The organism is Pseudomonas rubra, from assembly GCF_028656935.1.
GTDB classification, from domain to species: domain Bacteria; phylum Pseudomonadota; class Gammaproteobacteria; order Pseudomonadales; family Pseudomonadaceae; genus Aquipseudomonas; species Aquipseudomonas rubra.
Window position 1 is genome coordinate 129,339 of record NZ_JAMDGZ010000017.1, and the last position, 11,890, is coordinate 141,228.

Annotated in this window: 10 protein-coding genes; 6 read left to right on the top strand and 4 right to left on the bottom strand. The window is 63.4% G+C overall.

Annotation, left to right across the window (positions count from 1 at the left end):
* The first annotated feature begins 129 nt into the window (after positions 1-129).
* The 4 genes from M5G17_RS09045 (at position 130) to M5G17_RS09060 (ending at position 6,030) form a co-directional block, all read left to right on the top strand.
* Positions 130-2,109 (top strand): sensor histidine kinase, encoded by a 1,980-nt coding sequence (locus M5G17_RS09045; protein ID WP_273892584.1) that lies wholly within the window; start codon positions 130-132, stop codon positions 2,107-2,109.
* 94 nt (positions 2,110-2,203) lie between these two features.
* Positions 2,204-3,856, top strand: a complete 1,653-nt coding sequence (locus M5G17_RS09050) for an acyl-CoA dehydrogenase family protein (RefSeq protein ID WP_273892585.1) — start codon at positions 2,204-2,206, stop codon at positions 3,854-3,856.
* A gap of 32 nt (positions 3,857-3,888) precedes the next feature.
* A complete protein-coding gene (gene amn, locus M5G17_RS09055) occupies positions 3,889-5,394 on the top strand; it encodes an AMP nucleosidase (RefSeq protein WP_420793385.1) in 1,506 nt (501 codons plus the stop codon).
* 6 nt (positions 5,395-5,400) lie between these two features.
* Positions 5,401-6,030, top strand: coding sequence for a pseudouridine synthase (locus M5G17_RS09060; RefSeq protein WP_273892588.1), 630 nt, complete (start codon positions 5,401-5,403; stop codon positions 6,028-6,030).
* Here the strand turns inward: M5G17_RS09060 and M5G17_RS09065 are convergent.
* Together M5G17_RS09065 and M5G17_RS09070 are read right to left on the bottom strand one after the other, a co-directional pair.
* Positions 6,027-6,230 (bottom strand): DUF2788 domain-containing protein, encoded by a 204-nt coding sequence (locus tag M5G17_RS09065; RefSeq protein WP_010222926.1) that lies wholly within the window; start codon positions 6,228-6,230, stop codon positions 6,027-6,029. The two genes, M5G17_RS09060 and M5G17_RS09065, sit on opposite strands and share 4 nt — an antisense overlap.
* Positions 6,231-6,285: 55 nt before the next feature.
* Positions 6,286-6,762, bottom strand: coding sequence for an Lrp/AsnC family transcriptional regulator (locus tag M5G17_RS09070; RefSeq protein ID WP_130266406.1), 477 nt, complete (start codon positions 6,760-6,762; stop codon positions 6,286-6,288).
* 407 nt (positions 6,763-7,169) lie between these two features.
* Here M5G17_RS09070 and M5G17_RS09075 point away from each other — a divergent pair, with 407 nt between their 5' ends.
* Positions 7,170-7,946, top strand: coding sequence for a DUF6515 family protein (locus tag M5G17_RS09075; RefSeq protein WP_273892589.1), 777 nt, complete (start codon positions 7,170-7,172; stop codon positions 7,944-7,946).
* A 25-nt stretch (positions 7,947-7,971) separates the two neighbouring features.
* On the opposite strand, the gene M5G17_RS09080 is transcribed toward M5G17_RS09075, so the two are convergent.
* Together M5G17_RS09080 and M5G17_RS09085 are read right to left on the bottom strand one after the other, a co-directional pair.
* Positions 7,972-8,844: a cation diffusion facilitator family transporter gene (locus M5G17_RS09080; RefSeq protein WP_273892590.1), complete on the bottom strand. Its 873-nt coding sequence runs from the start codon at positions 8,842-8,844 to the stop codon at positions 7,972-7,974.
* Between the two features lie 25 nt (positions 8,845-8,869).
* A complete protein-coding gene (locus M5G17_RS09085; RefSeq protein WP_273892591.1) occupies positions 8,870-9,289 on the bottom strand; it encodes a polyribonucleotide nucleotidyltransferase in 420 nt (139 codons plus the stop codon).
* Between the two features lie 118 nt (positions 9,290-9,407).
* Between M5G17_RS09085 and hrpB the strand changes: the two genes are divergently transcribed.
* Positions 9,408-11,890: ATP-dependent helicase HrpB (gene hrpB / locus M5G17_RS09090; protein ID WP_273892592.1), on the top strand; the 2,483-nt coding region annotated here is incomplete at its 3' end.

An 11,890-nucleotide genomic window follows, 5' to 3' on the forward strand; every position in this document is an offset into this window, starting at 1 on the left:
GCGTCTGGCAGGCTCGGAAAGCTATGCTAGAGTGCTCGAACATACCGATAACGGTAACTGCCGGATTTCGTCGCCTCAAACGGACAGGAGGCTACGCGACGCGACCGGGACAGACCATGCTGGGGCTGTATGCGCTATTTGCTGATTGTTGTGCTGGGCTGGTTGCCGTTGCTGGCCACGGCGGTCGATTTCGACGATTCCACCCGCAGCTTGCCGCTGGGGCAAGTGATGCAGGTATTTGAAGACCGCGATGGCAATGCCAGCATTGCACAGGTCAGTGCGCCATCGTTCAGCGAGCACTTTCGTCCGCACCGGGCCGAGGTACTTAACGCCGGCTATTCCACTTCGGTGTTCTGGTTGAAAGTCCAGTTGCGCTACACCGCCTTGCCTTCGGCAGCCCCTCGCGCCTGGTTGCTGGAGCTGGCCTATCCGCCACTCGATCATCTGGAGCTCTACCTGGCGGATGAGAGCGGCGCCTTCCGTCTGGCCCAGCGCACCGGCGACGCCCTGCCTTATGCCAGCCGACAGATCAAACAGAACAACTACCTCTTCGAACTGCCCTTCACCCCGGGCCAGACCACGACCGCCTATTTGCGCTTGCACAGCCAGGGTTCGGTGCAGGCACCGTTGACCCTGTGGTCGACCCAGGCCTACCTCGAGGCGCAGCCGACCCGCCTGTATGTGCTGGGCCTGATCTACGGTGTGCTGTTGGGGATGCTGGTGTACAACCTGTTCATTTACCTCAGTGTGCGCGACACCAGTTACCTGTACTACATCCTCTATATCGCTTCGTTCGGCCTGTACCAGGTATCGGTCAATGGTGCGGGCGTTGCCTATTTCTGGCCGGACAGCCCCTGGTGGGCCAACGCCGCCACGCCGATGTTCATCGGTGCGGCAGGCCTGTTCGGTTGCCAGTTTGCCCGTAGTTTCCTGCAACTGCGCGAGCACAGCCGTGCCTTCGATGGGCTGCTCAAGCTGCTGATGGGCTATGGCGTGCTGGTGATGTTGCTGTCGCTGACCAGCAGCTACGGTATTGCTCTGCGCCTGGCCACCGCCCTGGCCCTGCTGTTCACCGTGTGCATTTTCGCCGCAGGTGTCTTTGCCTGGCGCCGCGGTTTGCGCGTGGCGCGTTACTTCATTATTGCCTGGACGGCGTTTTTGCTTGGTGGCCTGGTCAACACCCTGATGGTGCTTGGCTACCTGCCCAACGTGTTCCTGACCATGTACGCCAGCCAGATCGGTTCGGCGCTGGAGGTCGGCCTGTTATCCCTGGCCTTGGCCGACCGCATCAACAGCATGCGCGACGAGCAGGCCCGGACGCTGCGCGAGACTGGCCGCACCCTTGAACAGTTGAATTTCCAGCTGGCCAACAGTAACCGGCTCAAGGATCAGTTCCTGGCGACAGTCACCCATGAGCTGCGTACACCGATGAACGGTGTGATCGGCTCACTGGAACTGATGCAAACCATGCCGCTGGACGCTGAACTGGCCCAGTACCAGCACACTGCCAGCTCTGCCGCCCAAGACATGATGGGCATGGTTGACGACATTCTCATTCTCACCGAACTGCAGGCCGGCCGCCTGAGTGCCCAGAATGCCCCGTTCAGCCTGCGTTCGCTGCTCAATGAAGTGCGTGCCGAGTACGCCGCACCGGCTATGGCCAAAGGCTTGTACCTGAGCCTGGATACCCCGGCGGAGCTGCCCGACTTGCTCATTGGTGACCGGCACAAACTGGCGATGTGTCTGGGGTACCTGATGGATAACGGCATCAAGTTCACTCACCAGGGCGGCATCATGTTGCAAGTGAGGGGCGCGCGACTGGGGCCGCAGCAGCTGGGCCTGAGCCTCAGCGTCAGCGACAGCGGCATCGGCTTTGATTGCCTCGACGAGGCGACGCTGTACCAGCGTTTCTTCCAGGTCGACGGTTCGATGACGCGCAAGTATGGCGGCCTGGGCATTGGCCTTGCGATCTGCCGGCAGCTGGCCGAGTTGATCGGTGCGCGCCTGCAACATGAGTCCAATCCGGGGCTCGGCAGCCGTTTCGAGCTGAACCTGAGCGTCGCCCTGAGTCCGCCGTCGGCGCAGCTGGGTGCAGTCGGCCGGGGCTAAACCACGGCTAGTTAGGCGGTTTTGTCACTTTGAGCGGGGGGCACGGCGTGATTCACTGAAATTTCAGTCACGCCAGGATCCAGGAGGCCCCTCGATGAACCTGCACCAGTATGCTGAAACCCATGAGGTCACCAACCAGCCGCCGTCCCTGGATGGCGCCAACCTCTACCGCATCGACCTGCCGTTGCAGGAGTGGTCGCAGCGTTACGGGGCCGGTTGGGCGCAGGAGCGCATCGATACCTATGGCGCCCTGGCGGGCGGGCCTCTGATGGCGGCGGGTTTTCTGGCCAACCAGCACAAACCGCAATTCAGCAGCCATGACCGGTACGGTCATCGCATCGACCTGGTGGAGTTTCATCCGGCTTATCACGCGTTGATGCGCACAGCCATCGAGCATGGCCTGCCGTCACTGCCTTGGACCGATCCTCGTGAGGGCGCGCATGTTGCCCGCGCCGCGATGACCTACCTGCACAGCCAGGCCGAGGCCGGCAGTGGTTGCCCCTTGACCATGACCTTCGCCGCAGTGCCGGCGCTCAAGCTGCAGCCGGAACTGGCTGAGTACTGGCTACCGAAAGTGCTGGCACGCGAATACGATCCGCGCAATATCGGTGACCGCCACAAGGCCGGCGTGACCCTAGGCATGGCCATGACCGAGAAGCAAGGCGGCACTGATGTGCGTGCCAATACCACCCGTGCCTACCCGGTAGGGGCACCGGGCCCGGGCCAGGCCTATGAGCTGGTTGGGCACAAGTGGTTCTGTTCGGCGCCGATGTGCGATGCCTTCCTGACCCTGGCCCAGACCGAAAAGGGCCTGAGCTGTTTCCTGCTGCCGCGCCATCGCCCGGATGACAGCCGCAACCAGTTCTATATCCAGCGTCTTAAGAACAAGCTCGGCAATTGCTCCAATGCGTCCAGCGAAGTGGAGTTCCGCGGTGCCCTGGCCTGGATGATCGGCGAGGAGGGCCGCGGGGTGCCGACCATCATCGAAATGGTCGCCATGACCCGCTTCGACTGCATGGTCGGCTCCAGCGCCTTGATGCGCCAGGCCCTGACCCAGGCGGCCCACCACTGCGCCCATCGTCAGGTTGGCGGACGGCTGCTGGCCGAGCAGCCCTTGATGCAGAACGTGCTGGCCGACCTGGCTCTGGAAAGTGAAGCGGCGCTGGCTTTGAGCCTGCGCATGGGCCATGCCCTCGATCAACCGGACGACCCCCATCAGGCGCGCTTTGCCCGCTTGATCACAGCGGTGGGCAAGTACTGGATCTGCAAACGGGCGCCGGCGATGATCAATGAGGCGGCCGAATGCATGGGCGGCGCCGGTTATGTCGAAGACAGCATCCTGCCGCGGCTGTACCGTGAAGCGCCGGTCAACTCGACCTGGGAAGGTTCGGGCAACGTCCAGTGCCTGGATGTGCTGCGCGCCCTGTCCAAGGAGCCCGGGGTGCTCGATACGCTGTTCGCCGAACTGGGCGATGGTCACGGCGATCCGCGTCTGGCTGCGCATATCGGCAACCTCAAGGCGGCGTTTGCCGACACCGGTGACATACAGTACCGCGCCCGCCAGCTTACCGAAGACATCGCCGTCGGCCTGCAGGCCAAGCTGTTGCTCGAGGCCGGCAACGCGGCGGTCAGTGATGCCTTTATCGCCAGCCGCCTGAGTGGCAACGGCCGGGTGTACGGTGTGCTGCCCCGTGGTGTCGACGTGGCGGCGCTGGTGCAAAGGGCAACCCCGAACTGGCCACTTTAACGTGCGTGCCTTTGCCGCCGGATATAGGCAAGATGGGGGCATGCATGTCAGACAGGAAGTACATTGTGAGCCGTACTGATGAAGCCTTCGTTGTCGTAGAAACCGCCGAGCAGGCCGTCGATCGCCTCGCGGCCCTGCACGAACAAGCCACCGCAGCCTTGAGCCAGGCGCTCAAGCGCTACCTCAAGGACCGCACCGAGCCGGATGCCGCGGAGCGGGCGCTGTTCCGTTATCCCGAGCTGCGCCTGACCTACCAATACCATGGCGAGGTGCCGGCTATTACCCGCGCCTACGCCAAGGTCCAGTTACCGGGTACCTATAGCGTCACCGTGACCCAGCCGGCGTCGTTCCGTGGTTATCTGCTCGAGCAGCTCAAGCCACTGATGCGCGACTTCACCGTGACCGTTGAAGTGGGCGTCAGCCAGCAGAACATTCCTTATCCCTATGTGGTCGAGCAGGGCGACGAGCTGGCGGGTACCGGCATCACCGCCGCCGCGCTGGCGCGGGTGTTCCCCAGCACCGATCTTTCCGCCGCCACCGATGGCATCGCCGACGGCCTGTATGACTGGGCCAATGTCGACCCGCTGCCGCTGGCGCTGTTCGACGCTGCGCGGGTGGATTTCTCCCTGCGCCGCCTGGTGCATTACACCGGTAGCGACTGGCGTCATGTGCAGCCGTGGATCCTGCTGACCAACTACCACCGCTATGTCGACCAGTTCATTAGCCATGGCCTTGAGCGCCTGCGTGATGACCCGCGCTTTGTGCGCATGGTCCTGCCCGGCAATGTAATCATCGAAAAGTCCATGGACAACGGCGAGGCCCAGGCCCTGGTCGCCGGAGTTGTCTGGCACCGCTATCAGATGCCGGCCTATCACCTGATCGCCGCCGATGGCGACGGTATCACCCTGGTCAACATTGGTGTCGGCCCATCCAACGCCAAGAACATCACCGACCACTTGGCGGTACTGCGCCCGCACTGCTGGCTGATGATTGGTCACTGCGGTGGCCTGCGTCAATCACAGACCATTGGTGATTACGTGTTGGCCCATGCCTACATGCGCCGCGACGGTATTCTCGACCGGGTAGTGCCGCCGAACATCCCGATTCCGGCCCTGGCCGAGGTGCAACTGGCCTTGCAGGAAGCGGCGGCGCAGGTCACCGGCGAGCGTGGCGACGAGCTGAAAAAACGCCTGCGCACCGGCACTGTGCTGACCTACGACGACCGCAACTGGGAGCTGCGTTGGGCCCAGGAACGGCCGTTGATCAACCTGTCGCGGGCAGTGGCGGTGGACATGGAAAGCGGTACCATCGCCGCCCAAGGCTATCGTTTGCGGGTACCGTACGGCACCTTGCTGTGCGTCTCCGACAAACCCTTGCACAGCGAGATCAAACTGCCGGGGGCGGCCAACGCCTTCTACAACCGGGCGGTCAGCCAGCACCTGAAAATCGGCATCGCCGCCCTCGACCTGCTGCGTACCGAGCTCAACTCGCTGCACTCGCGTAAACTGCGCAGTTTTGACGAGCCGCCGTTCCGCTGAGGCCCCATGCCGTTACCCCCACGCTCCAAGCCGCGGCGTCCCGCGGCCAAACCCGCCGGCCCGCGTCGCCAAGCCAAGGCGCCGCCGGCCGAGCCGCGGTTGATCCTGTTCAACAAGCCTTTTGACGTGCTGACCCAGTTCAGCGACGGCGAAGGGCGCGCGACCCTCAAGGACTTCATCGCCATCCCTGGCATTTACCCGGCCGGGCGCCTGGACCGTGACAGCGAAGGCTTGTTGCTGCTGACCAACGACGGCCAGTTGCAGGCGCGCATTGCCGACCCCAAACACAAGTTGGCGAAAACCTATTGGGTGCAGGTGGAGGGGGAGCCGAGCGCAGAGCAGTTGCAGCGCTTGCGTGATGGCGTTGAACTCAACGACGGCCCGACCTTGCCAGCCCAGGCCCGTCAGCTCGACGAGCCCGACCTGTGGCCGCGCAACCCGCCAGTACGCTTTCGCAAAAGCGTACCGACAAGCTGGCTGGAACTGGTGATCAAGGAAGGACGCAACCGCCAGGTGCGGCGCATGACCGCAGCAGTCGGCTTGCCAACCCTGCGCTTGGTGCGCGTGCGGATCGGCGACTGGAGCCTCGATGGGCTCGATCAGGGGCAATGGCGCGAAGTGCCGCCCAGGCTTTAGACGCCTTCGATAAAGCCGATCACCACGCTTTTGATGATGAAAGCGAGGATGCCCAGGCCCAGCACGAAAAACAGGATGAAGGTGCCGAACTTGCCGGCCTTGGATTTTTTCGCCAGGTCCCAGACGATAAAACCCATGAAACCAATCAGGATGGTAACCAGGATGGTCATCATCCACTCTTCGAACAACGCAGGATCCATCGATCTACTCCGGCAGGTTGAGGCGCGTGATTATACGCCCCGCTTGCCAGCCTGACTAACGCAGGTGTGTGAGCGGCATTTCGGTACTGGCCAGCACCTGGTTGAGTACGAAGCTGGAACGCACGCTGGTAACGCCCTCGATACGTGTCAGGTGGCCCAGTAGCAACTGCTGGTAATGGTCCATGTCGGGCACCACGACTTTCAATTGGTAGTCGGCATCCATTCCGGTGACCAGGCTGCATTCGAGCACTTGCGGCAGGCTGCGGATCGCGGCCTCGAAGGTCTCGAAGCGCTCCGGCGTGTGGCGGTCCATGCCGATCAAGACGTAGGCCGTCAGGCTCAGTCCGAGCTTCTTGCGGTCGAGCAGGGCGACCTGGCGGGCAATGTAGCCGTCGTCTTCCAGTTGCTTGACCCGGCGCGAGCAGGGCGAAGGCGACAGGCCGATGCGTTCGGCCAGTTCCTGGTTGGAAATGCGCGCATCGCGCTGCAATTCGGCAAGAATGCTCAGGTCGTAGCGGTCAAGCTTGCTCATGGAAGTGGCCTTTTCTGTTTGAATTGCGTTTAATTATCGATCTGTAGGCAAAAATTGCGCAAGTTATATTTAATTGAGCAATCTTAGCAATCCTGTGCCGCTGCCATCACCGTATTCTTATCACCAGAATCACTGCCCGGACATCAGTCCAGTGCGGCGGGCCGAATCAGGCCTGCTGCGGCCAGCAACCCCACCAGGTTGTGCTCGGCCCCCGGGCTACACACTGTCCACAAGACGGCGTGAGGTGAGCCGGTGCCACAAGCGCCGAGCACGGACAAAATTCTCAAAGGGAGACCCCAGGGTCTCCCTTTTTTATTGCTTAAATTTCATCTGGCGGCCGATAACCCGTGGCAGACGGCCTGATAAAGTATTCCCAGGCCCCTTGTTATCGGTTCGAGAGAAAAATCATGAAGTCGCGCGTCTGGCGTATGGCGGGTGTTGGTTTGCTGTGCATGGGTGTCCATTTGCCGCTGCTGGCCGAAGGGCAGGAAGAGTCTCATGGCGAGCCACGCCATGGCGGTTCACCGCTGCAATCGCGGCCCGACGAAGTGCGCCAGACCCAGGCGCCGCGTACCGGCTACTACCAGGACATTCCACGGCGCAACGAAAACCGCTACTACCAGGCAGGTGGCGCTGGCTATCCGGATGGCCACGGCGATGGCTGGGGACCGGGGCCGCAGTATCGTCCAGGGCACAGCATCGAGCAATTCCCCGAGCAATACTGGAAAGTACCCTACCGTGGGCATGACTACTTCTACTCCGGTGGCTACTGGTATCGGCCACAAGGCCCGCGCTATGTGGTGGTGACCCCGCCCTATGGTGTGCGGGTCAACTACCTGCCCGACTATGCCCGGCAAGTCTGGATTGGCAATGCTTTGTTGTTCCTTGCCGCGGGTAGCTATTACCAGTATCTGGAAGACAGTCGCGAGTACGTGGTGGTCAATCCACCAACGGCCAGTGCGCCGCTGCAAAGTGGCCCCAGCTATGAGGTGATCGCCTATCCCGCCCAGGGCCAGAGCCCCCAGCAGCTTGATCGCGACCGTTATGAATGCCATCGCTGGGCCGTACAGCAGACCGGGTTCGATCCGGCGGCGGCCAACTACGCGCCGTCGGCGCAGGTGGCCGATAGCTATCGACGGGCGCAGGGTGCCTGCCTGACGGGGCGGGGCTACAGCGTCAATTGAGCTCCTGTGGGGCAGGCCAACCGGCTCACATCACCGGATCAGCATGCACCAGCACTTCAGCCTTCGGGTATTTGCTGTTGATCGCCGCCGCTGCCTGGTCGCACAAGGCGTGGGCCTGAGTCAGCGGCAAATCCCCCGGTAACTCCAGGTGCAACTGCACAAACCAGTGGCTACCCGACACCCGTGTGCGCAAGTCATGGGCGCCGCGGACGCCGGGCACACTGCAGGCCAGTGCCAGCATTTGCTCGCTGATGTCGCCGGGCAGCTCCTGGTCCATGAGGATCGAGCTGCTTTCCCGGGCAATCTGCAGGGCGCTCCAGAGGATGTACAGGGCAATGCCCAAACCGAAAATCGCATCCAACTGCGGCCAGCCAAAGCGCGCCAGCAGCAGTGCCACCAGAATGCTGCCGTTGAGCAGCAGGTCGGAGCGATAATGCAGGGAGTCGGCGCGCACCGCCGTCGAGCCGGTGATGCGGATCACCTTGGCTTGCAGCATCAGCAAGCCAATGGTCAGCACCAGCGACAACAGCATCACCGCGATACCAACGCCGGTATCACCCAGCGGTTGCGGATTTTGCAGCCGCTCCAGCGCCTGCACACCAATCAGTACCGCACTGACCCCGATGAACAGCGCTTGGGCCATGCCGGCCATGGCTTCGGCCTTGCCGTGACCGTAGCGGTGGTCGTCATCGGCCGGGCGCAGGGCGTAGTGCACCGCCAGCAAGTTGAGAAACGAGGCGACCCCATCCAGCGCCGAATCGGTCAGCCCGGCCAGCAGGCTGACCGAGCCGCTGAGCCACCAGGCCAGCGCCTTGCTCAGGATCAGGATACTGGCCACCGCCAAGGACGCGCGGGTGGCCAGGCGCAGCAGGCGTTGGTGTTCAGCCGAAGGGATCATGCCGAAGGGGGCTTCCTGTGAGGGATCAGGCTGCGGGCTTGAGGCCATACATGGCCAGTTGCTCGACGCTGCCCTTGTGCTGGATCAGGCGCGGGTCGTTGAGCGGCAGGCGCTGGCCCAGTTCGCTTTCGAGAATAGCCTGCAGCTTGCTGTTGTCGACCTTGCCGTCGGCGCTGATAGCTTCGTTGAGTTTCTCAGGGGCGACCTGGGCTGTACTGCCGCCTGGCAGGTAGATGGTGCCGGTGGCGAAGTCGATGCCGAAAGCGATCAGGCCGGGGATGACATAAAAGAGGATGCCAACGGCGTCGAGGGCGGCGACCACCGGGTCGATCTTGCCTTCGATCTGGCCGCGCCGGTCGGGGAAGAACAGGGTGCCGCAGGCCGTCAGTTGAGTCAGCAGGGTAGCGACCACGACGCCGCCAATGACACGGGAGGGAATACGCATGGAAATCTCCGGAATGAAGGCGACAAAGATACAGGCAAAGAGCCTGCATCTACAGCTAAGACCATGATAAGGCAGGCTCGGTTCGCCGTTATACTCGGCGGATTGTTTGAGGGCCACCATGAAATCATTACCGATCGATGCCGTACTGCCTGCCTTGCGCGCCGCCTTGAGCCAGCGCCACGAAGCGGTACTCGAAGCGCCCCCCGGCGCCGGCAAGACCACCCGCGTGCCGCTGGCGCTGCTCGATGAACCGTGGCTGGCCGGCCAACGCATCCTCATGCTTGAACCACGACGCCTGGCAGCGCGGGCAGCGGCCGAACGCCTGGCCAGCGAGCTGGGTGAGCAGGTCGGGCAAACCGTTGGCTACCGTATTCGCCTGGACAGCAAGGTCGGCCCGAACACGCGGATCGAGGTGGTCACCGAAGGGATTCTGACCCGACGCCTGCAAGCTGATCCGGCGCTGGACGGGGTGGGGCTGGTGATCTTTGACGAATTTCACGAGCGCAGCCTGGATGCCGACCTGGCCCTGGCTCTGAGCCTTAACGGTCGTGAGCTGTTGCGCGATGAGCCAGCGCTGAAGATCTTGCTGATGTCGGCCACCCTCGAGGGCGAGCGTTTGTCGGCGTTGCTCGACGATGCCCCGGTGATCAGCAGCGAAGGGCGCATGTACCCGGTCGATGTTCGCTGGGGGCGCCCCTTCCAGCCAGGCGAGTTCATCGAGCCGCGGGTGGTCGACACGGTGCTGCAGGCCATCGCTGATGAGTCGGGAAGCGTGCTGGTATTCCTGCCCGGCCAGGCGGAGATTCGCCGGGTGCATCAATCGTTGCAGGATGCTCTGGGCGATCGCCGCGACATCCTGCTCTGCCCGCTGCACGGCGAGCTTGACCTCAATGCCCAGCGCGCGGCCATCGACACGCCGCCGGCCGGTCAGCGCAAAGTGGTGCTGGCGACCAACATCGCCGAGACCAGCCTGACCATCGACGGCGTGCGTGTGGTGGTCGACGCAGGTCTTGCAAGGGTGCCGCGCTTTGATCCGGGCAGCGGCATGACCCGCCTGGACACCCAGCGCATCTCCCGCGCCAGTGCCACCCAGCGCGCTGGCCGGGCCGGACGGCTTGAGCCCGGTGTCTGTTATCGCCTGTGGTCCGAAGCTCAGCACGAGCAACTGGCGGCGTACGGCGCTGCTGAAATTCTCCAGGCCGATCTGGCCGGCCTGGCCTTGCAACTGTCGCGCTGGGGTGTAACCCCCGAGCAACTACGCTGGCTTGACCAGCCGCCTGCTGCCGCCTATGGCCAGGCGCTGGATCTGCTCCAGCGCCTGGGCGCATTCAAGTTCGACAGTCAGGACAGCCTCAGTGGCCACGGTCAGGCCATGGCTGAATTGCCGGCGCATCCGCGTATCGCCCACTTGCTGCTACGCGGCCAGGACCTGGGCCTGGCCGACATGGCGTGCGACGTCGCCGCCTTGCTCGGTGAACGCGATATTTTGCGCGGCGGCGGTGCCGACCTGCACAGCCGCCTGGCCCTGCTCAGTGGCGAAACCCGCGCGGCCAAAGGCGGGCAGGGCGGCGTGCAGCGCGCCCGGCAGTTGGCTCGCCAGTACCGTGGCTACCTGCGTGGCAAAGCCACTTCAGCGGTCACCGATCCTGAACATTCGCGCTGGTTGGGCGCCCTGCTGGCACTGGCCTATCCGGACCGTGTCGCCCAGCAGCGGCGCGTTGGCGGCGCGGAGTATCGCCTAGCCAACGGTCGCGCCGCGCTGTTCGGCGAAGCCGATGCCTTGATGAAACATCCGTGGCTGGTGATCGCCGACCTGGGCAGCCGTCAGGGCCAGCGCGAGGAGCGCATCTATCTGGCCGCCGACTTCGAACCGGCGCTGTTCTATGGGGTGCTGGCCGAACAAGTGCGCAGCCTGGATATCCTCGACTGGGACGAACGCGAGAACGTCCTGCGCGCCGAGCGCCAGCGCAAGGTCGGTGAGCTGGTGCTCAGCCGCGAGCCGCTGACCGGCCTGGACGAAGACGCCCGTGCAAAGGCATTGCTGGAGCTGGTGCGGCGCAAAGGGCTGGAGCTGCTGTCTTGGACGCCGGAGCTGCGCCAGTGGCAGGCGCGTGTGGCGCTGTTGCGCCAGCTCGACCTAGTCAGCAATGGTGAAAGCCAGTGGCCGGACCTGAGCGACGCCGCGCTGCTGGCGAGCCTGTCCGACTGGTTGCAACCTTACCTGGGCAAGGTCACCCGCCTGAGCCATTTCGCCCAGCTCGACCTTTCGTCGATCCTGCGCAACCTTCTGCCCTGGCCACTGCCCCAGCGCCTGGATGAGTGGGCGCCGGTACACCTGAGCGTGCCCTCGGGGTCGAACATCCGCCTGGACTACAGCGAAACCCCGCCGATCCTTGCCGTACGCTTGCAGGAGTTGTTCGGCATGGCCGAAACACCGCGCATTGCCCAAGGCCGGCAACAGGTCCTGCTGCACCTACTGTCGCCCGCGCGGCGGCCAGTGCAGGTGACTCAGGATCTGGCCAACTTCTGGCGCACCACCTACGCCGAGGTGAAGAAGGACCTCAAAGGGCGCTATCCAAAACTATTCAATAAGTTAGATCC